The organism is Pradoshia sp. (assembly GCF_051873915.1).
Classification (GTDB): Bacteria; Bacillota; Bacilli; order Bacillales; family Pradoshiaceae; genus Pradoshia.
Window position 1 is genome coordinate 24,887 of the sequence record NZ_JBJEFJ010000058.1, and the last position, 19,646, is coordinate 44,532.

Consider the following 19,646-nt stretch of genomic DNA (forward strand, 5'->3'; position numbering starts at 1 on the left):
TTTATGCTACTTCGAAGCCAATGATATCTTGAATTCGGATGGTAATTTGTGCTCCGCCCAAGCTTGCAGATTGCTGGAATGTGACAAAATCGCCGCCAACAGCTACAACCGTTACATTGCTAAGGTCAGGCTCTCCCGGAATTTGGGAGGCAACCGTAAAGACCTCCGCAAGCGTTGTGCCGCTTTGCAAGAATCGTATCAGCAGCTGGCGGATGGAAGTATTGCTAAGAGGCGTAAGAGAAATCGGTTTTGTTCCTGGAGGGAATTGTCCAGGGACAATACCAGATCCCGTGCACCTGCAACGCACTGGAGCATGATGCGGGTGAGGCTTATGATGATTTGACATTTCTGTTCCTCCTATCAAGTATTAGCTTTTCGCTATATACCCTTTATATGACCATTTTCATGTTTAGACTGTATATATGTCATGGTTTCGGAAGAATTCTCTTTCTTTTTTCAGCCTCACCTGCCTGCCCAAACTCTTAACGCTTCCTTTCCATTATCCCATTAAGAAAGTTGTTCAATTTCTTCAAGGAATCGATTCACACTTCTATCCCACGTCCACTTCAATGACTCCGCATGCCCCGCAAAAGCAATCCTTTCCCTTAAATCCTTATCAAGAATAAGCCTGGCGATATGATCATACAGATTTCGCTCGTAAGCGAATGATGTCAAAGCAGTATCTTCATGACGGCAATATCCTTTATTCCCTCCTGCATAATAGGCAGCGACTGCTGCCCCGCATTTCATCGCTTCAAGCGGCGGCAAGAGTGCAGATTCATGGATTGACGAGGAGACAAAAATATCCGTTCTGTTATACAGGTCGCTTAATTGCTCATCCGTTGTCGGACATTGCAAATTAAACAAACCTAGTTTCATGATTTTTTTAAGCTGGGCGGATAACCGGTATTCATTAGCTGGAACAATACAATTCACCTGTACATATGGATATCCAGCCTTGATGTTGGTTAAGGTTTCCACCAATTCGTCTTGATTCCTTTGCCAAGAGTGACCGCCCTCTGGTCTTCTTAACACGGCAGAAATCGTTAGTGCTGCATTGCTCTGTCTAAGATTTTTATTATGAAACAGATCGCTTACCCCAACAGGAATGATTTTCGCTTGAATGCCATGATTGATCGCAATCAATTCCTTCTGATACTCCGACAGAACAAATATATCCTTCGTAACGTTATATGATGGGAAAGTAATATGCTGGTCACTCAAAAAGATTGGTTCATAACATAAGCTAAGTCTGACATGCCTCCCTTTGCCCGCAAGACTGGCTTCCTGGGCAATAGGAACCGTCGTAAAAAAGTTCGAAATAATAAAATCAGCATAAGGAAAATCTGATTCCATCAAAACCGTTTTATCCGTTCGATGTAATCTTGACCTAATAGGATACTCAACATCACCATGGCGGGGCATCACGATTGTGACCTCATGCCCCCTGTCACTCAATCCATTCGTAATCTCAGCTAACATCCGCTGAGCACCGCCTTTACACAAGGTCAATATCGGAAAGACAAATCTCATCTCTCAGTCCCCCATTCTAATTGCGCCAAAATCCGCTTATACTTGGCACGTAATTCAAGAATTTCCGCTCGCTGGGCACGTGGATACTGTTTTGAACCCATATTAGAATGGACACGATACAAGGTTAATGGCTCATCAAGATAATCAAACGGATAATGCTGCACGACTCTTAACCAATAATCATAATCCTGTGTATATTTATAGGAAGAATTAAACTCCCCCACTTTATCATAGACTTCTTTTTTAAACATGATCGTACATCCGTTTATATGGCAGCCTTTGCTTAAATGACGGACAAAATCTGCTCTATCGGGATAATGTGTTCCTGCCTTTTGTGTCACGACCCTGCTTTTCTCATCGATGACAGAGAAATTTGTATAGCTAATACTGGATTGGAGAGCCTGCATGTAAGCAAGCTGTTTTTCGAGCTTGCGGGGCTGGAATTTATCATCAGAGCTCAGCCAGGCAATATAGTCCCCACTCGCTCTCTTCAACCCTTCATTTAATGCACTGGCCGTTCCTCCATTACTCTTTTCAATATAGATTAGCTTGCCGATAAAAGGGCGAATTTTATCGGCATGGATTGTTGACCCATCATTAACGACAATAATTTCTACATTCCGATAGGTTTGTTTCAAGGCACTTTCAATTGCTTGTGCGACATAGGGGCAATTATAAAAAGGGATAATGATTGTCACCTTTGGACCCATAATTCCATTCACCTTTCCGCCATGTGCTATCTTTTGTCCCATGACTCACACTCCCCTTCCACCCTCTCTGGTGAAAAGGAAGCCTTTCAAACATTGTATGCACCAGTTATCCCATTGTTCTCGCCCAATCAGACGGGGCATTATTTCCCTCAGCCCTCATATAGTTATAAAAACAAATTAAATGGAGGTGATCACCACAATGAGAAAAATGCTGTTTGTATATAACTACCCAAGCGGCGGGGTAGAAACATTAGCAAGACAGCGCAGCATGGCTCTTGCACCGTATAAGATAAAATTTGACCTATTATACTCCTCCACAGGTCCCGGTCTGCAAAACATCACGAATGAAGCAGCCTTTGTCATTACAGACCCTTCTGAACGGCAAAAAATGGTCATGGAAGGAAATTATGAAGCTATTATTGTGTGTTCTACCTATACCGACCTTGAAGTGATTCGGAATTATGGCTACACCGGCATCTTAATTTATGAAATCCAGGGACTTGGGTCAATCCCAGAAGCAAAAGTCTTCTTACAACAGCTGGCAAAGCCATACATCGATCTATATGCTGACGCCATCCTGACACCGCAGACACCCCATTTGATTACTATTACTAACAGAGAATTTCCGAATAAACGAAAATATCATTTTCATAATGGCATTAATACCATTCAATTTACTTACACCAATCCGGAAAAAGAACCCGATCCCATCATTGGCTGGGTTGGACGTATCGAACCTCACAAGAACTGGCGGGAATTCATACAAATTTATTTACATTTAGTCCCGAATAATCCGCGCTTAATGGCTTGGTTTTTCTTAGACAGCACAATCTTCCTTCCAGCTGATATGAAAGAATTCAAGGAGCTATTAGAAACAAACCCCTCCTTAAAGAACTGTCAAATATTCTATAATATTCCCCACGAACAAATGCCAACTTATTATTCGCGAATTGCCAGCTCTGGCGGCTTTCTATGCTCCACCACCATCACGGAGGGTTTTGGCTATGCGCTGCTAGAGGCTATGTGCTGTCTATGTCCTATCCTAACGACGAATTCTGATGGCATCTCAAGCTTTGCATTCCATAATCGGACCGGTCAGATTTATCAACAGGGTGACATTCAAAAGGCTGTCCTTGAAGGGCAGAATCTCCTTCATAACGAACGTCACCGTAAATTAATTACTCAAAGGGCCGTCCATTATGTGAAAGAGCATTTCTCCCTGCAAAAGTATGCCAACAAATTCCTGGCGATGATTACGGAGCTTAAAAGAATATAAACAGTAAAAAGCCTGATCACATGATGATATCAGGCTTTTTCACTGGTATACCGAATCATTGGGATATGTATCTCCGTATTTCTTCTATTTGTATACCCTATTCAATAAAGCTTTTGTACAAGCATCTCCAGCAAACTGGCGACTGCTGCAACCGATAAGATAGCTAAAACCCAAATCCCAACAGATGGAAGAAGTGAATATAGCACGATCAATAAACCGCTTGTCCATATTCCTGTACACCAAAAGCAGCTGATTAGCTCCCCAATAAATTTTCTCACGCCGCTTCCTCTTGGAACTAAATAAATCTCTTCCTCTTCTTGCCCGTTTTCCTGTACCACTTCCTTCAGAAAAAAGGCACGTATTTTTTCCGTTATAGCATCAAATACAATTAATCTAGTCAGACGAAAGGAAGCAAGTCCCAGCAGCAAAAGAGAGAAAAAATCCAGCTCAAGCATAAAAAGCACCTCCATATCTCCAGAACCATTACCAAATTGCCGAAAAATAGGCTATTTAATCAAACCAGATAGGTGAAATCTTCATAGTCTGTTAAGGAAATAAAACATCAAGGAGGAAAAATCATGAGTTGCGGTTCTGAGTATGAAACACAAAATTGTATTACTGATACTTTGCTTGCAATTGTGGAAGCTCAAGATAGAGTGGAACCTGGCCAAGAAGGAGCAACTGGCTGTAATCGTGCTATCCAGGAATTAATTGGCGGAATTACAACCTCTGGCTACAATACAATCCCAATCATTCTTCAATTGAAGTGCACAGGATTGCCTTTCATCGGATACGGCGCTGTCAGGGAGAATGTCGCTCCATCGACATCCAGCCTGCTTTATTCAGCCATTTTCCGTGTAGAAGATGTAGATCCGGAGAACAATTGCGCATCCCTGGAATTGCTAAAAAGCTCCAGCACCATTCCATATATTACTGACACCCAGCTTACACCGTCACAGGTTCTATTTGAACTACAAAACGAAGTGCTGACTTGCACAGATGCCTTTATAACAGTCGATTTGAAGGCCTTCGTCTCTGTCTCCTGCCTGCCTCCAATCACACTTACCTAACCATATGTTGGAGACGGCAGAAACATGTTGCCAAATTATCACGAAATCGTTCAACCAGCCTGGGGGCCCTAAACCTCAGGTTGTTTTTTTTGATTCCTTTTTACAGATTGGGCTTGGCCGCTTAGAATCAGGATAAGACGGGATTTAAGATGACGGCTTGTCATTCGTCTTTCATTTTCTACTGTATCTTATTAACCAAGCCCTCAATTGGTTTGGACAAATTCCTTATTCTTTCTATTTTTTCAGAAGACCAATTGGCAAGAACATAACACCACTAGAGACAATATCTATTTAGGATTGAATTTTCCTTATTCATGTTATTGAAGTTATTTTCCTTTCTCCATTCTGATTCAATCTTTTCTGGAGAGTCATATCCCTTCATAAGAAAACCCCGTACAGCCGTACGGGGAAATGGCAGGTACATTTTATACTATTTTTATATCCTCAATCTCATCTATTGAAAAGGATTTGGTGACTGATCCAACCCGAAGCCTCACCATTTCACCGCGCTTGCTTTCAATGATGGCGTTAACCTTTTCGCCTTGAATCGTCAATTCGCAAACAGGCTTTGGTACAACAAGCGGATACCGTGCCAGGCGGGTGACGGTCATTCTGACAGCTTTTTTGCGTTCTGCTTCAGATTCACTTACCTCTGCCACTGACTTCACCTCGGATGCTATTGGAGCTTCTTTCTCAAGATGAACAGGCTCCTCCTTAACAGCACCAAGCTCCTCCATTTTCTTCATGGCCTCTGCTTGAATATTGACAGGAATGTTGAACTCTGATGAAATTTGCTTAACTTCCTCTTGAATTTCCTGCATAGACTGAGCCGCTGCAGCTGCAGCTTTTGCATGCTGGACGTCATCTTGCTCAAGCTTCGCTCCAACAAGCGGCGACTCCACGATTACTTCTCTGCTATGATAAATTTCTTGATTATTTTGCTCTGAACGTTTTATTTGGATCTCTGGCTGAATAATATAGAATAAAGGGGCAACCGAGCCGCCGCCATTTTGTTCATTCATATGGACTCCTCCGTTTCACACGTAAATATCATTCATGATATTTATATGCAGCAGGCGTTTGTCCATTGACTCATGAAACGAAAGAAACCGGGACTGTCATCGTCATTAACGAGACAGCCCCGGTTTTCTCTTGCTGTTATACCGCTATCGGAGCTTTAATGGTCGGATGCGGGTCATAGCCTTCAATTTTCAACTGATCCAAGCTCAATTCGAAGATGCTTGTAAAGGACGGATCAATTACCAATTGCGGAAGCTCTTTCGGCTCCCTTTGCAACTGGGTCCGTACCTGTTCTTCGTGATTCAGGTAAATATGAGCATCTCCTAAAGTGTGAATGAACTCGCCGGCTTCTAGACCGCATTCTTTCGCAATCAAGTGCGTTAATAGGGCGTAGCTTGCGATATTAAATGGCACGCCGAGGAAAATATCTGCACTGCGCTGATACAGCTGGCAGGATAATCTTCCATCAGCCACATGGAATTGGAACAGACTATGGCAAGGCGGGAGGGCCATATTAGTCGGCACATCCTCTGGATTCCACGCAGACACAATCAATCTCCGTGATGAAGGATTATGCTTAATATCATGGATGACATCCTTCAGCTGGTCAATTGTTTCACCCGTAGAGGTTTTCCAAGCTCTCCATTGTTTCCCGTACACATTGCCCAGCTCGCCATATTTAGCAGCGAAATCATCTTCTTCAAGCACTCTCTTTTTGAAGATTTCCATTTGCTCATCATAGACCTTTTTAAATTCCTCATCCTTTAGTGAACGAATGCCGAAGTCTGTCATGTCAGGCCCTGTGTACTCATCACTTTCTACCCACTTTTTAAATGCCCACTCATTCCAAATATTATTGTTATGCTGAAGCAAGAAACGAATATTCGTATCTCCGTTAATAAACCAAATCAATTCACTCGCAATTAAGCGAAACGGTACACGCTTCGTCGTTAATAAAGGGAAACCATCCTTTAAGTCAAACCTCATCTGATGCCCAAAAACAGACATCGTACCTGTTCCAGTCCGGTCTGATTTCCTCGTTCCATTCTCCAGCACATGCCGGCATAAATCTAAATAGGCTTGTTCATTTTTACTCAATGCGATCCCCTCCATGGCGAATTATCTCTATATTATCAAGCAAATTGGGTTAATTCCAGCTGCTCAAAAAACGCAAAGGTCTTTGGCGCATTTGTGTATAAACGGCTGCGCATTTCCTCATCATAATAATAAAGTGTAAATGTTTCAGCAAAGTATTCTTCCGGGTAATCAAGGAAATAATCTCTTCCCGGGAAGACATGAGCAACCTCTTCCCGCCAAATTTGTTTAAATTCTTCTGATTGGCTTCTATCGGATAAAATAATGGAATCGATTGAATGGGCAAGCTCATGCAGTTCAAGATTCATGGAATCATGCCCCATTCCCATATCACTTGAGCCGGCCTTCACCAATACCGTCCTTCCGCCGCCCATGCCCGGCACATCATCCCAGGTTGTCGTCGTATACCCCCTTGGCAGAACACCCTTGAGATGGGCTGCTTCCGGCTGGTCAGTCAATTGATCGGTAAATATTTTCAGCCGAATGCCATTGTCCTTTATTTTTTCCAGCAAACTTTCTGGCAGTGAACTGATCCTCGCAACGATCTCTCCTGCCTCGTTCCAATCCTCTTCTTTTTCGGGTAAAATAATGATAGATGATAGGATGGCTGGATTCGAAACCTGGCCACCCTTATCTCGTAGAAACATCGCTTCAGCGTAATAGCGGCTGATCGGCCATATCAGCATTAAACTCATACATAAAACAGCGATAACAGCAATGCCATATCCTTTTCTTCTTCCCAACGTAATCACCTTCTTAGGAGCGAATGAACTATGATACAAGAATTTCAAACACCGCCTGCGCACCATCTCTACTATGCTATCTTTCTATTAATCGAAAAGGAATGCGAGGTTGAAATAGGCAAACTAGGCACCTATTCCTTCCAAAGGGGTGTCTATGTATATGTCGGCAGCGCCAAGCGTAATCTAAAGAAACGGATTGAGCGCCATATATGTAGAGAGAAGAAGAAACGCTGGCATATGGATTATATCCGTCCATATGGAACAATCTTAAAGATTATAACATATGATGATTCTTTATCAGAATGTGAACTTGCTGGTAAATTCATTGCCAAGGGAAAAATTCTCGTGCCGCGGATGGGTTCCTCGGACTGTAAATGTCCGTCCCATTTCATTTATTTAGGGACACCTGCGCTTCCTTTGACAGATGAATATATCAAGAGTTTCAACTATAAATAAAACAAGCGGCAAGAAAGCTGTATGCTCAAGCTCCTTGCCGCTTATCTTTTTTAAGAATGGGCTCTTTCTTGATGGTGTTTCTTCCGGTAATAATGAAGCCCAATCGCTCCGCCGAAGATAACAGCTAAGATAGCAAAGAATAAGCCGTGTCCAATATGGATTTCAAAGATGGATAAAAGCATCTTTAGGGAAATGACGGCAATCAGCACGAAAGCCGCACTTTCCAATTCCGGTATCTTCGTAATCAGTCTCAAGAATACACCAGCTACCCCCCGCATCATCAAGACGCCAAGAATACCTCCAACAAATAAAATCCATACCTTTTGGCTCACACCGAATGCCGCGAGTATGCTGTCAACGGAGAAGGCTATATCCATTAGTTCAACCGAAACGACTGTTCCCCAAAACGGTCCAAAAAGCCGAATAAAAAGTCCTTTCTTGTTAACCTCCAGCTCTTCTCCCTCATTCTTAGGCTTACGGAAGAAATGATCAAAGGCAAGCCAAGCAAGGTAGGCGGCACCAAGGGCTTTCACCCACTCTATCTTGATGAGATAGACGCCAATCCCGATAGCGAGAAAGCGGAAAAAGTAAGCGCCGAGCAAGCCATAAAATAACGCTTTTTTCCTTTGTTTATGCGGCAAGTGCTTGACCATGACCGCAAGGACTAGGGCATTATCAGCTGAAAGCAATCCTTCCATCACGACCAATGTGGCTATCAAGCCCCAGCTGACTGGGTCCGTTAAAACATTTACCCACATTTGCCAATCAAAGAAGGAAGCATATGTGTCAATCAATTGCATTAGAAAGTCATTCATTGATGTATGTCATCTCCTGTTTCTTTACACTAAAAATAAGAAAAATACGTTGTCTCCAACGTATTCTTCCCTAAAGTCCCCATGGCAGAAACATTTTTCAGCTCAGCCATTTTGGCGGGGTATTTTGGCTCCAATAAATTCGTGCAATCGAATGATGATTGGTGAAATCATCCTTATATGTATGGTAGTGAAATTCGAACCAATGACCTTCCCCAGGAGGGTTTTCGCGCCTTACATGGAAACGAATCAGGTCTTTTTTTGTTTCACCGTCATACAAATGGAAGATTTTCTCACCCAAACCACCTGCCGGCTTTTCCGAAACCACGATATCCGAAAGACGTTCATTCGGATATTCAGCGGAGAATTCTTCAAGTGCTGTCTGCATGCCCGGCAGCACGGCAGAATAGAATTCATCTTGGATTACCGGAGCAATCCGCGGACCAAACTTTTCAATCGATTGTGATTCTGCTTGGCTTACCATAAAAGAAAGAAATTCACCTTGCGGGTCGACCGTTTCTGCCGCATCAAATGTCTGTGCGACATCTGTTATGGCATACGGCTTGTCCTTGACATCCTTGGTGCTTGTTCCCTCATACCAATCCTGATACTGGGAAGGAGTGATTACCCCGAAGCTTAAGACCGAAAGACCAACGACCAATGTCTTTTTCAAAAACCTGGACCAATTCTTCATCGATTCACCTGCCTGCTATATGGCTTTATTGAAATGATTTGTCCAAAAATAAAGAACTATTAAATTAATTCTATCACACCAAAATGAAATTTTGCAGACTTTCTTTTCTGTATAGTGAAACCGTATTTCTCAAAACGGCCGCTCCTAAAATGATCCTTTAGAACAACTCGTTTCCTTGCAACTCGCTTTGCATTCTCAATTGCTTCACTCGTTACATCATCATAGGAAGCAAATCCTTTAAGCCCAAACATACCCATGCTTTCCTCAACCGTTTCCGTAAACATAGGATCGAGATAGACCACATCATAGGTATTATCCTCTGCCTCTCGCAGATAATCATTATAATCAGCTCGAATCATCCTGATTCTTTTCAGAGCATCTCCATAAGGTGAATGACTGTCTTCATAATGTTTTCTGCCTTCATTCATGATGAAATGAATATAGGGGTTAACCTCTAAGCCAGTTACCATTCCCGAGCTTCCGACAACATAGGCAGCCACCCAGCTATCCGCCGCCATCCCCATTGTACAGTCAAGAATAGACATTCCTTCATGAAGACCAGTCATGTCGATGAATGGATCCATCTCTCCCCTTTCAATCCGCTTCATACGAATGGCAGCCATATTCGGGTGAAAGAATAAAGGCTTATCGCTGCCGAGGTCATACAATTCCGTACGAGCCTTCCCCACCACAATACATGGCATTTGGAGATCAGCCTGAAGCTGCTTGATTGTCCGCTTCTTTCTTTCCACATAGAGAAGCCCTAGCTGCTCGGCTGACTTCATAGCCTTATCATTCAGTTGTTCATTCGTTCTCTCAATCGTTGTAACAAACAAGCTTCTTACTCCTTTTTTAACGAACGAAAGAGAGACTTCCCAGTTCCGGAAAGTCTCACATCCATTCTTATTTGCAGTATTGGTTAAAGGCACCGAGCAGGTTTTCCCGGACATCCTCAAGCGTGAAGCCCTCAATCTCGTGCCTTGGGATAAAGTGAACCAATTCATTTCCCTTAAAGAGAGCCATAGAAGGACTTGACGGTACTTCCGCGATGTATTCCCGCATCTTAGCTGTTGCTTCTTTATCCTGCCCGGCAAAAACCGTCACAAGATGGTCTGGTTTCACCTCTGCCTGAATCGCCTGAGCAGCAGCAGGTCTTGCAAGTCCGCCTGCGCAGCCGCAAACAGAGTTAATCACAACAAGTGTTGTTCCTTCCGCATTCTCCATGAATGCATCTACTTCCTCAGAAGTTGTCAGTTCTTTAAAGCCGGCTTCTGTTAGCTCAGCACGCATCGGCTTCACCATTTGTTTCATATATTCATCATATGCCATGGACATATTCATACCCCCAAATTCTTACTGTTCTCCTGTTAGGATACATCAGAACACGAGCTGGCGCAAGGATAGAAGAACCATCGGCACACCCAGTTTATCTCTTCACCGTATGCAGTACAGCTTCACCTTCAAATAAATCTGTCACGGCTCCCTTCGAAGAACAGGAAACAAGCCTTGCATACTTGCCAAGCGTTCCATTTGGATGAAGCGGCGGAGCAATCCAGTTCTCTCGGCGGCGGGCAATCTCCTCATCCGAAACATGCATATTGATGATTTGTTCCTCCGCATCAATGCTTACAATATCACCTGTCTGCAAGAATGCAATCGGACCGCCAGCCTGCGCCTCTGGCGCAATATGACCAATAACAAGGCCGTGAGAACCGCCTGAAAAACGACCATCTGTAAGCAATGCGACCGATTCTCCTAGACCCTTTCCGACTAAAATAGCTGAAATGGACAGCATTTCCGGCATACCCGGGCCGCCCTTAGGTCCTTCAAATCGAATCACAAGCACATCACCCGGCTTAATTTCACCTTTTAGTATAGCTTCTGTTGCACTCGGCTCGTCATCAAACACCTTCGCCGGCCCAGTCATTTTTGTTACCTTAAGGCCATTCACCTTTGCTACAGCACCAGAAGGCGCCAAGTTCCCCTTCAATACAACAAGCGGGCCATCCTTTCTAAGGGGTTGGTCAATTGGATAAATAACCTTCTGCCCCTCCTTCAAATCCTCCACTTCCGCCAGATTCTCGGCAATGGTTTTCCCTGTAACGGTTAAGCAATCTCCGTGAAGAAGACCGGCCTCAAGCAATCTCTTCATAACAGCTGGAACACCGCCTGCCTCGTAAAGATCCTGCATAACATATCGACCGCTCGGCCGCATGTCTGCGATATGCGGAACCTTCTTCTGAATGCGGTTAAAATCATCAAGCGTTAAATCCACGCCAGCAGTGGTTGCAATGGCCATAAGATGAAGGGTCGCATTCGTCGAACCGCCAAGCGCCATAACAACCGTAATCGCATTCTCAAAGGCTTTCTTCGTTAAGATATCCTTTGGCGTAATACCAAGCTCTAATAGCCGATAAACCGCTTGTCCTGCCTTCAAGCAATCCTCCTTCTTAGCAGAAGACACAGCTGGATTCGAAGAAGTATACGGCAAGCTCATTCCAAGCGCCTCTGCTGCACTCGCCATTGTATTCGCCGTGTACATCCCACCGCAAGAACCAGCTCCAGGACAAGCATGACATTCAATCTTATACAAACTCTCGTCATCTAAATTACCCGCATTATGCTGGCCGACGCCCTCAAAAGCAGAAACAACATCAATATCTCCGCCATTCAATTTTCCCGGAGCAATCGTTCCGCCGTAAACGAAGACAGAAGGCAGATTTATCCGTGCCTGAGCAATCAAGCAACCAGGAATATTCTTATCGCAGCCGCCAATAGCGACAAAGCCATCCAGGCTCTCCCCTTCAACCACCGTCTCAATAGAATCAGCAATCAAATCCCGGCTCGGCAGCGAATAACGCATCCCTTCCGTCCCCATGGAAATCCCATCCGAGACCGTAATCGTATTGAAAATGAGCGGAGCTCCCCCTGCCTCTGCCGCCCCTTGCTTCGCTAAACGGGCTAGTTCATCAATATGAATATTACACGGCGTCACCTCACTCCATGTACTAGCGACACCAATCATTGGTTTTTTGAAATCTTCATCTTTAAATCCAACAGCTCTCAACATTGCGCGGTTAGGCACTCTCGTCGGTCCGCCATCACTGATCACTTTACTCTTTACACGCAAGTCTTTCTCCATCTCCCATGCCCCCATATGTAAGTTTCTATTCAATATAGTACTTTTTTCTAAAAATTTCAACTATTTCTTCAATTTAGCAAAGAGTTCGCAGGTGAGGGACGAAATTACATTTTACCCGAGGGAGATAAGGCATGGGTACAGGGTGGACACTGCCTGGCTTTTCCCATACTCCTCGCACCCTTCCCCCTACACCTCCACATAATAAAGAAACGCAGGCATCCCTGCGTTTCTCATTCATCCTCATTCACCCAATAAATGCAGTCTTTTATTTAATATTTTCCCAAACAAGGTTGCGCTTAGCTGCTGAAAGAGCATGCCGAGTACAACTGGTACAGCGGCGGATGGCGGGAAGTAAGTGGTTGCAAGGACAGCTCCAGCGCTGATATTACGCATCCCTCCTGAGAAGGTCATGGAGACGATTGATTCTTTGTTCTGGCCGGTTATTTTGGCGACAACATAGGAGAGAACATAGCCTGATAAGGCAATCCCGAATACAGTGATTCCGACGAGAAGCAATCTTCCGCTGATGGTTTCTTTGATATAAGGTGCGATGACTGCGCCGTTTAGCATGACGACAAATCCGAGTCCAAATTTGGTTATGGGCGTTAAGATCTCGTCGAGGCGGAGGATGACTTCTTTTTTCGTAAAGGAGTTGAAGAGCATACCGGCTAGTGATGGGAAAACAACCATCCAAAAGAGACCTTTCATAATTTGCAGCGAGTCAATATGGACACTCTCTCCGACGAGTACCGCAAGATTAAAAGGTACGATGAAGGGTGATAATAATGAGCTGATTAAAATAATGGCCAATGTTAGAGTGCGGTTTCCATGGTAGATGACAACCCAGACAAAGCTCGTGATGCCTGCCGGAATGGTCATAGCCAAAACGATGCCGGTCACGGTATATTGGTCATCCGGGTAAAAGAGCTGCCCTACTCCGTAGGCGAATAAGGGCATGATAATATGTAAGCTGACTAACGTAATGATGATGGGCCCTGGATGCTTGACGATCCCTTTAAAGGAGGAAAAGCTGGAGTTCAAGCTACCTGAAAAGGTCATGAAGGCAAAGACCCATGGGATTAATCCGGACATCCACAATAGCTGGTCGGTCAGAAAAAAGCCGATGACCAGACAGGCTGGTATGAAGAAGGCCATGATGGAGTTTAGTATTCTATTAATCGATTGAAGCATATGTACATCTCCTTGCTGTGTTTAGATGGATGAACGGAAAAAGGCTGCCGGCAATACCCGGCAGCGAGATTTCTAGTTTATTGGCCTTTACGCGCCTCGGTCATTTGTTTCCAGACAGAGCCCAGTGCTTCTTCCCCTTTTTCAATCCGCTCAATGGCCATCTTCACCTGCAGAGCAACCTCGAATTCTTCATCATTCTCTGCTTGACGCAAGGCTGGCAGCGCGGATTCATCTCCTACTTCATATAGATACATTGCCGCTCTCCAGCGTACAAGTTTACTAGGGTCCTTTAATGCTTCCATTTGGGCAGGAATTGCTTCTTTAAAGCCAAGATCTGAGAGACAATCACCAGCCGTTCTTCTGACTGTAACACTCTTATCCTTTAATCCTTTATACAGGTATGGCAGCACCTTTACATCTTCTATCATACCTAAATAGACAACTGCAAGCCGTCTGATGGAAGCTTTCTCATCTGCAAGTGCTTTGTCGAGCAGCGGAATATCTTCCAAGGTAGGGTCCTCCATAAGGTCGAGGGCCTTAAAGCGCTCCCGCCAATCTGGATGGTTTAAGTCCTCTTCTGTCAGCTTCTTTCGTTGGACTCTCCTGATCTCTATACTATCATTCTTGGAATTCTTCGCATCTTCGACAAGCTGATTCAGACGTTCTGCCGGATATGTTGCAAGCAATTCATCCATGACTTCTTGGCCGATTTGATCTAAATTGCCGTATCTGCTGCCATAATCACTCCATTTCCTGATTAATACGGCATTGTCCGCGGCAAATTGGGCTTGCTTGAATGCATGCAGGAATTCATCCGGCATGGACCATCTCTTTTCCTCGAGGTCGCTGTTTGCCTTGATTTGTATAGGGATTCCCTTAAATACTTGAATTTGAACTTTCACCTCGCCAAATCCTTGTCCTGAGGCAAGTGAGTTCAATCCATTTTGCTGCTCACCATCACCAAAGATGCTCTGAACCTGCATCAATAATGCCGGCCAATCATATTTGGCATTTCTTTCTACGGCGAGGAAATCAGCAACATGATAAACGCCTTTTACTCCTTCAATTTGAAGGATTTCTTTAATGAATGGCGGAGCGGTTTCAGCCATCTCTTTTTTGTAATTAGTGCTTTTGCCCATTGGCAGTTCTTCATTTAAGATGACCTTCATTGTATTTGGGCTTGGTGTTGGTTCAATTGATATTATTTTCATCATAAAAAATCCCCCTGACCACTTAACTCTAGGGGGATTGTAGCATATTTGACAAAATATTTACATTCGTATGATTTTAACCTTCCTGCTTCTCGGATAAATAGGTCCAGCGCTCAATCAAGTGTTCAAGCTCTTCGTTCAAGCTGTTCTCTTCCTCCGTTAGCTTCGCGGCCAGCTCAAAATCACTTCCTGTATTCGCTAGTTCTTCTGCGATTGTTTCCAATCTTTCTTCTACGCCGGCAATTTTATCTTCAATCCCTTCCCATTCCCGCATTTCATGATAGGAAAGGCGTTTTTTCTGCTTTGTCTCATCTTTTCGAGCAGGTTTAGGAGCAGGGTTTTTCTGTTCGGGAACCGTCTCTCTCTCCAGTGATTGACGCCATTCGAAATAATCGGTAGCCTGGCCAAGATATTCATTAATCTCTCCCTGTCCATCAAATATCCACAGCTTTGTACATGTTTTATCAAGGAAATAGCGGTCATGTGACACGGTCACGACAACACCAGGAAAATGCTGCAGGTATTCTTCTAACACCGTCAATGTTTGGATATCCAAGTCATTGGTAGGCTCATCGAGCAGAAGGACATTCGGGGAGCCCATCAAAATCTTAAGCAAATAAAGGCGCCTTCTTTCACCTCCGGACAATTTCCCAATGATGGTCCCATGAGTGTATGGTTCAAACAGAAAGCGCTCAAGCATTTGTGCGGCTGATACCCGCTCTCCATTTGCGAGCGTGATCGCTTCAGCTGTTTCACGGATGTATTCAATCATGCGCTTGTTCAATGGCAGATCTTCATTTTCCTGTGTGTAATAACCGATATTCACGGTTGCACCACGGTCAATCTCTCCGCCGCCAACAGGAATTTCTCCAGCCAGCATCTTCAGCATGGTTGTCTTCCCGCTCCCATTAGATCCGATAATACCGATTCGGTCCCCTTTTTGCAGGATGACGGAAAACGGCTTAAAGAGAACCTTGTCTCCAAATGACTTCCGTACATCTTTCAGCTCAAGTACCTTCTTGCCCAGTCTTGATGAGGAGACGTCCAAGCTGAGGTCCTCTGTGCTCGTTGTTTGGTTTGTTTTCTCCTGCAGGCTTTCGAAACGCTGGATTCTTGCCTTCTGCTTTGTTGTCCGTGCCTTTGCACCCTTTCTCATCCAGGCAAGCTCAGCCGCGTAAAGTCTAGAGAGCTTATGAGCAGCCCGTGCCTCCACCTCGTCACGAATGGATTTAATCTCCATGAACTTCTCATAGTTCCCATCATAGGCATTAAGCATTCCCCTATCAAGCTCCCAAATCTTCTTGGTTACAGCATCCAAGAAATATCTGTCATGGGTCACGAAGAGAACGGAGCCTTGATAGTTTTGTAAATATTCCTGCAGCCAAGCAATGCTCTCATAATCCAGATGGTTCGTCGGCTCATCTAGAATGAGAAGATCTGCTTTTTCCATTAGAGCCTTTGCCAAGGCACATCTTTTCTTCTGACCGCCAGATAAATGCCCCATCTTTGCATTCATGTCTGTAATTCCAAGCTTATTGAGCATAATCTGAGCATTGGAGTGTACTTCCCAGCCGCCCTCAGCATCCATTTTGGCTTGAAGGCTGAACATTTTATCGAGCAAGGCTTGATTATCGGGAGCAAGCTTCATATCTTCGAGCAGTTCCTCGTATTCTTTTACCACACGGAATACGGGTGAGTCATTACGGTAGATAAAGGATAGGACCCTCTCCTCCTCATCCACCTCAAAGGTTTGGCCAAGGAAGGAAATTCGGTAGTCCTTCGGTTTATCAATGCTGCCGCCGTCTGCCTCTTCCACACCTGCAATTATTTTCATTAAAGATGATTTACCGGTTCCATTTAGTCCAATTAATCCAATTTTTTCATTCTCGCTAATAGAGAATTCGATTTGGTCGAATAGCACCTTATCGCCATATTCCTTTTTTAAGCCTATTCCTTTTAGTACTTTCATTCTTTCCATTCCTTTTCAAACTGGCAAAGATAAGACTGCATAAAAGCATGCCTTTCTTCAGCCATTTCTCTGCCTGTATCAGTATTCATAAGGTCTTTGATCACTAGTAATTTATCATAAAAATGAGCAACCGTACTACCGCTTTTCTTCTTTCTATCTTCCTTCCATTCTCCCTGCCTGCAAATGAGCTGGCCGCTTTTCGAGCCGTAAGCGAATGCTCGCGCGATTCCGATAGCCCCGATGGCATCGAGCCGGTCAGCATCCTGAACGATCAATGCTTCTGGTGAGAGCAAGGAACGATTTCCCTTTCGAAAGGAGATATTAGCCGTATCGGTCAGGATCTTCTCCACCATGTCAGACGGGACCTTATTCATTATTAGCCAGTCCTTAAGCGTTAAATCATTCGCGGTTAATGCCAGCTTGTCATCATCCACATCATGGAGAAGAGCAACCAAATCCATGTATAGCGGGTTGCCCATTCGTTCCTTTTCCCAAATCTTGCGAGAATGTCGACGGACTCTTTCCATATGGAGCCAGTCATGTCCTGTGACGTCCTCTTTAAATCGCTCCCTCACAAAGATCTCCGCTTCTTTTATTAGCTGTTCCAATCCATCATTCCCCTTTTATTTTTCCAGCCAGCCAATCCCAACCGTGCCTGTACCTGCATGGAGGGCTAGTGCTGTCCCAAGCGGGTTAGCACTCAGGGAAGCATCCAGCCCTTCCGCTTGTATCATCTCTTTCCATTCGAGGGTTTGCCTTTCATCACGACCGTATAGCATAAAGACCTCTTCAATTTTGCCTGATGCCATGGATTCCTTTAAATAGCTGTTTATTTTATCTGTCGCCTGTTTCCACGTCCGTACCTTTGCCTTGATTTCAAGTTTTCCATTCTCAATTGTTACGATTGGCTTAATTTTCATCAAGCTCCCAAGGAAGTACTTGCTCGCTGATAATCTTCCGCTTTTATGCAGCTGCTGAAGAGAGCCAATCCAGACAAATACCTTCAGCTTTGATTTTATGGCATGAATGCTCTGAATGACAATCTCCGGCTCCTGGAAGAAATCCCATAGCTTGATGGCTTTTTTGAGCAGAAGCGTCAATGGATAGGACAGAAAGCTTGAATCCACACTGAAGACTGGAATTCCCACCATCTTTCCTGCCTGCACGCTTGAAGAATAAGTACCGCTGAGCTCATTCGACACATGAAAGGAGAAAATCAGATCATACTCCTCCTTTGCAAGGCGCTCATATAACTTTTTAAAGTCTCCTACAGATGGCTGTGAGGAGGAGGGTACTTCTCCATTGTCCAAATGACGGACAAGCTCCTCTGTCGTCAAATCAACTCCATCCAAATAGGATTTCCCATTTATGATTAAGTGAACAGGCAGAACATACACGTGAGGATTGTTCCGTAACTCTTCATCCAGCACAGCAGAACTATCTGTAACCCAGGCAACTTTTTTCATGCTTTTCCTCCTACTATATGAGACTACAACATTTTATTCTTACTTCTACCTAATATGACGAATCCCTCCCAGGCGGGAGGGATTCCATTAGAGTAATTCCTTGATGCTGTGTTCGACCTCTGACATTTTCGTAGAAGGAGCAAAGCGTTTGATGACATCGCCGTTACGGTCGATCAAAAATTTTGTGAAATTCCATTTAACTGCTTTTGAGCCCATTACACCAGGGGCTTTTTCCGTCAAATATTTATAGATTGGATGGGCACGTTCCCCTCTAACATCAATTTTACTGAACATCGGGAAGGTTACACCGTAATTTGTCTTGCAGAAGGCTTGAATTTCCATATCATCCCCAGGCTCCTGTGCCATAAATTGATTACATGGAAAGCCTAGTACGACAAAGCCCTGCTCACGATATTTCTGATAGAAATCCTCTAATTCCCTGTATTGAGGGGTAAAGCCACATTTACTTGCTGTATTCACGATTAGGATAACCTTTCCCCGATACTCGCTTAACGAAATATCATGACCTGATATGGATTTAGCCTGTAAGTCATAAAGGTTCATTATTACCCTCTCCATTCGTAAAAATTGCCGTTTCTTTATTACATTCCTGCACTTAAGATATGCTGTATTTGCTGTACATACGTTTGCAGCAAGGAAACATCTTCTTCATAAATCAGTTTTTCCCGTTCAATCTCAATCGTCACATAGGTTTCATCGCGGTTATGGCCAATTGGCATATGCTTCAAAACCCGGTATTGATGTCCCTTATCCCATGTCTGTTTCAGGATGTGTATGATCCTAAGCGGGTGCTCAGGGTTGATAAAACGGAACATGAATTTAAGCGTACAGCCGGGATTTCTTTTCGTGAAGGCAATGAGCTTCTCTTCAGCAAAGGCAGACATGGAGGCAGATAAAGTAAACGTACATTCCACATCCTTTTCCTTGTCTGCATTCAATCTGGCGATAATCTCAAATTTTCTAGACATATGGGCAAGGTCAACGAGATCATGCCGGTCTATAACAGCTAACTCTCCATCAAGATCCAAGTCATAGAAGGCTCCTTCAGCCACAACCTTTAAGTTCTCAAATACCGTTGGATCAAACAAACGATCACTCCCAATACCCCTGATTTTCCCCGCTTTACCGAACTGTAAGATCGCGCCTCTAAACTTAATGTAACGCAGGGTGCTTAGAAGGATGATCATCGGTTCGTGAATCAGCGGAGAAGCTCCCCGCTGATTGAAGTTTTATGTTT

General features: G+C 44.1%; 22 protein-coding genes. 3 read left to right on the forward strand and 19 right to left on the reverse strand.

Annotated elements, in window-relative coordinates:
- Position 1 precedes the first annotated feature (1 nt).
- The 3 genes from ACI35L_RS05620 to ACI35L_RS05630 all read right to left on the reverse strand — a co-directional run bounded on the left by ACI35L_RS05620 (position 2) and on the right by ACI35L_RS05630 (position 2,285).
- The gene (locus tag ACI35L_RS05620) at positions 2-346 is read right to left on the reverse strand and encodes a hypothetical protein (RefSeq protein ID WP_049670644.1); all 345 of its coding nucleotides are present in this window, start codon (positions 344-346) and stop codon (positions 2-4) included.
- Between the two features lie 161 nt (positions 347-507).
- Positions 508-1,533 (reverse strand): glycosyltransferase family 4 protein, encoded by a 1,026-nt coding sequence (locus ACI35L_RS05625; protein ID WP_439802425.1) that lies wholly within the window; start codon positions 1,531-1,533, stop codon positions 508-510.
- Positions 1,530-2,285, reverse strand: a complete 756-nt coding sequence (locus ACI35L_RS05630) for a glycosyltransferase (protein ID WP_156185590.1) — start codon at positions 2,283-2,285, stop codon at positions 1,530-1,532. Before ACI35L_RS05630 ends, ACI35L_RS05625 begins: the two co-directional genes overlap by 4 nt.
- 157 nt (positions 2,286-2,442) lie before the next feature.
- Here ACI35L_RS05630 and ACI35L_RS05635 point away from each other — a divergent pair, with 157 nt between their 5' ends.
- Positions 2,443-3,519, forward strand: coding sequence for a glycosyltransferase family 4 protein (locus ACI35L_RS05635; RefSeq protein ID WP_439802426.1), 1,077 nt, complete (start codon positions 2,443-2,445; stop codon positions 3,517-3,519).
- Between the two features lie 101 nt (positions 3,520-3,620).
- On the opposite strand, the gene ACI35L_RS05640 is transcribed toward ACI35L_RS05635, so the two are convergent.
- Positions 3,621-3,974, reverse strand: a complete 354-nt coding sequence (locus ACI35L_RS05640; RefSeq protein ID WP_439802427.1) for a DUF1360 domain-containing protein — start codon at positions 3,972-3,974, stop codon at positions 3,621-3,623.
- A gap of 123 nt (positions 3,975-4,097) precedes the next feature.
- On the opposite strand from ACI35L_RS05640, the gene ACI35L_RS05645 reads away from it, so the two are divergent.
- Positions 4,098-4,589, forward strand: a complete 492-nt coding sequence (locus tag ACI35L_RS05645) for a CotY/CotZ family spore coat protein (protein ID WP_049670640.1) — start codon at positions 4,098-4,100, stop codon at positions 4,587-4,589.
- A 425-nt stretch (positions 4,590-5,014) separates the two neighbouring features.
- Here the strand turns inward: ACI35L_RS05645 and ACI35L_RS05650 are convergent, their stop codons facing one another.
- The 3 genes from ACI35L_RS05650 to ACI35L_RS05660 all read right to left on the reverse strand — a co-directional run bounded on the left by ACI35L_RS05650 (position 5,015) and on the right by ACI35L_RS05660 (position 7,447).
- Positions 5,015-5,611, reverse strand: a complete 597-nt coding sequence (locus tag ACI35L_RS05650; RefSeq protein WP_049670639.1) for a hypothetical protein — start codon at positions 5,609-5,611, stop codon at positions 5,015-5,017.
- A gap of 136 nt (positions 5,612-5,747) precedes the next feature.
- Positions 5,748-6,707 carry a thymidylate synthase gene (locus ACI35L_RS05655; RefSeq protein ID WP_439802428.1) on the reverse strand — a complete coding sequence of 320 codons (960 nt, stop codon included), beginning with the start codon at positions 6,705-6,707 and terminating at the stop codon, positions 5,748-5,750.
- A gap of 35 nt (positions 6,708-6,742) precedes the next feature.
- Positions 6,743-7,447, reverse strand: a complete 705-nt coding sequence (locus ACI35L_RS05660) for an anthrax toxin lethal factor-related metalloendopeptidase (RefSeq protein WP_439802429.1) — start codon at positions 7,445-7,447, stop codon at positions 6,743-6,745.
- 30 nt (positions 7,448-7,477) lie between these two features.
- On the opposite strand from ACI35L_RS05660, the gene ACI35L_RS05665 reads away from it, so the two are divergent.
- Positions 7,478-7,903, forward strand: a complete 426-nt coding sequence (locus ACI35L_RS05665; protein ID WP_439802430.1) for a GIY-YIG nuclease family protein — start codon at positions 7,478-7,480, stop codon at positions 7,901-7,903.
- A gap of 50 nt (positions 7,904-7,953) precedes the next feature.
- On the opposite strand, the gene ACI35L_RS05670 is transcribed toward ACI35L_RS05665, so the two are convergent.
- The 12 genes from ACI35L_RS05670 to ACI35L_RS05725 form a co-directional block, all read right to left on the reverse strand.
- Positions 7,954-8,718 carry a TerC family protein gene (locus tag ACI35L_RS05670; RefSeq protein WP_049670636.1) on the reverse strand — a complete coding sequence of 255 codons (765 nt, stop codon included), beginning with the start codon at positions 8,716-8,718 and terminating at the stop codon, positions 7,954-7,956.
- A 97-nt stretch (positions 8,719-8,815) separates the two neighbouring features.
- Positions 8,816-9,409 (reverse strand): YpjP family protein, encoded by a 594-nt coding sequence (locus ACI35L_RS05675; RefSeq protein ID WP_049670635.1) that lies wholly within the window; start codon positions 9,407-9,409, stop codon positions 8,816-8,818.
- Positions 9,410-9,468: 59 nt separating this feature from the next.
- On the reverse strand, positions 9,469-10,245 hold the full coding sequence (locus ACI35L_RS05680) for a class I SAM-dependent methyltransferase (protein WP_049670634.1): 777 nt from the start codon (positions 10,243-10,245) through the stop codon (positions 9,469-9,471).
- 67 nt (positions 10,246-10,312) lie between these two features.
- Positions 10,313-10,744 (reverse strand): BrxA/BrxB family bacilliredoxin, encoded by a 432-nt coding sequence (locus ACI35L_RS05685; protein WP_439802431.1) that lies wholly within the window; start codon positions 10,742-10,744, stop codon positions 10,313-10,315.
- A gap of 91 nt (positions 10,745-10,835) precedes the next feature.
- The gene (gene ilvD / locus ACI35L_RS05690) at positions 10,836-12,551 is read right to left on the reverse strand and encodes a dihydroxy-acid dehydratase (RefSeq protein ID WP_439802432.1); all 1,716 of its coding nucleotides are present in this window, start codon (positions 12,549-12,551) and stop codon (positions 10,836-10,838) included.
- Positions 12,552-12,791: 240 nt separating this feature from the next.
- Positions 12,792-13,742, reverse strand: coding sequence for a bile acid:sodium symporter family protein (locus tag ACI35L_RS05695; protein ID WP_439802433.1), 951 nt, complete (start codon positions 13,740-13,742; stop codon positions 12,792-12,794).
- Positions 13,743-13,819: 77 nt separating this feature from the next.
- The gene (locus tag ACI35L_RS05700) at positions 13,820-14,953 is read right to left on the reverse strand and encodes a conserved virulence factor C family protein (protein WP_049672851.1); all 1,134 of its coding nucleotides are present in this window, start codon (positions 14,951-14,953) and stop codon (positions 13,820-13,822) included.
- A 76-nt stretch (positions 14,954-15,029) separates the two neighbouring features.
- Entirely contained in the window at positions 15,030-16,922 is a 1,893-nt protein-coding gene (locus tag ACI35L_RS05705) for an ABC-F family ATP-binding cassette domain-containing protein (protein ID WP_439802434.1), read from the reverse strand.
- Complete coding sequence (locus ACI35L_RS05710; RefSeq protein WP_049670629.1) at positions 16,919-17,530, reverse strand: HD domain-containing protein; 612 nt, start codon at positions 17,528-17,530, stop codon at positions 16,919-16,921. The genes ACI35L_RS05705 and ACI35L_RS05710 overlap by 4 nt, the downstream gene beginning before the upstream one ends.
- A gap of 15 nt (positions 17,531-17,545) precedes the next feature.
- A complete protein-coding gene (locus ACI35L_RS05715; RefSeq protein ID WP_439802435.1) occupies positions 17,546-18,388 on the reverse strand; it encodes a DegV family protein in 843 nt (280 codons plus the stop codon).
- Positions 18,389-18,475: 87 nt separating this feature from the next.
- Complete coding sequence (locus ACI35L_RS05720) at positions 18,476-18,952, reverse strand: glutathione peroxidase (RefSeq protein ID WP_439802436.1); 477 nt, start codon at positions 18,950-18,952, stop codon at positions 18,476-18,478.
- Between the two features lie 38 nt (positions 18,953-18,990).
- Positions 18,991-19,497 (reverse strand): hypothetical protein, encoded by a 507-nt coding sequence (locus tag ACI35L_RS05725; protein WP_053103732.1) that lies wholly within the window; start codon positions 19,495-19,497, stop codon positions 18,991-18,993.
- Positions 19,498-19,646 lie beyond the last annotated feature (149 nt).

What these genes read in the sequence shown, in the direction of transcription:
- ACI35L_RS05620 (WP_049670644.1), bottom strand. Translation starts at nt 346, where the DNA reads ATGTCAAATCATCATAAGCCTCACCCGCATCATGCTCCAGTGCGTTGC.
- ACI35L_RS05625 (WP_439802425.1), bottom strand. Translation starts at nt 1,533, where the DNA reads ATGAGATTTGTCTTTCCGATATTGACCTTGTGTAAAGGCGGTGCTCAG.
- ACI35L_RS05630 (WP_156185590.1), bottom strand. Translation starts at nt 2,285, where the DNA reads ATGGGACAAAAGATAGCACATGGCGGAAAGGTGAATGGAATTATGGGT.
- ACI35L_RS05635 (WP_439802426.1), top strand. Translation starts at nt 2,443, where the DNA reads ATGAGAAAAATGCTGTTTGTATATAACTACCCAAGCGGCGGGGTAGAA.
- ACI35L_RS05640 (WP_439802427.1), bottom strand. Translation starts at nt 3,974, where the DNA reads ATGCTTGAGCTGGATTTTTTCTCTCTTTTGCTGCTGGGACTTGCTTCC.
- ACI35L_RS05645 (WP_049670640.1), top strand. Translation starts at nt 4,098, where the DNA reads ATGAGTTGCGGTTCTGAGTATGAAACACAAAATTGTATTACTGATACT.
- ACI35L_RS05650 (WP_049670639.1), bottom strand. Translation starts at nt 5,611, where the DNA reads ATGAATGAACAAAATGGCGGCGGCTCGGTTGCCCCTTTATTCTATATT.
- ACI35L_RS05665 (WP_439802430.1), top strand. Translation starts at nt 7,478, where the DNA reads ATGATACAAGAATTTCAAACACCGCCTGCGCACCATCTCTACTATGCT.
- ACI35L_RS05670 (WP_049670636.1), bottom strand. Translation starts at nt 8,718, where the DNA reads ATGAATGACTTTCTAATGCAATTGATTGACACATATGCTTCCTTCTTT.
- ACI35L_RS05675 (WP_049670635.1), bottom strand. Translation starts at nt 9,409, where the DNA reads ATGAAGAATTGGTCCAGGTTTTTGAAAAAGACATTGGTCGTTGGTCTT.
- ACI35L_RS05685 (WP_439802431.1), bottom strand. Translation starts at nt 10,744, where the DNA reads ATGTCCATGGCATATGATGAATATATGAAACAAATGGTGAAGCCGATG.
- ilvD (WP_439802432.1), bottom strand. Translation starts at nt 12,551, where the DNA reads ATGGAGAAAGACTTGCGTGTAAAGAGTAAAGTGATCAGTGATGGCGGA.
- ACI35L_RS05695 (WP_439802433.1), bottom strand. Translation starts at nt 13,742, where the DNA reads ATGCTTCAATCGATTAATAGAATACTAAACTCCATCATGGCCTTCTTC.
- ACI35L_RS05700 (WP_049672851.1), bottom strand. Translation starts at nt 14,953, where the DNA reads ATGAAAATAATATCAATTGAACCAACACCAAGCCCAAATACAATGAAG.
- ACI35L_RS05705 (WP_439802434.1), bottom strand. Translation starts at nt 16,922, where the DNA reads ATGAAAGTACTAAAAGGAATAGGCTTAAAAAAGGAATATGGCGATAAG.
- ACI35L_RS05715 (WP_439802435.1), bottom strand. Translation starts at nt 18,388, where the DNA reads ATGAAAAAAGTTGCCTGGGTTACAGATAGTTCTGCTGTGCTGGATGAA.
- ACI35L_RS05720 (WP_439802436.1), bottom strand. Translation starts at nt 18,952, where the DNA reads ATGAACCTTTATGACTTACAGGCTAAATCCATATCAGGTCATGATATT.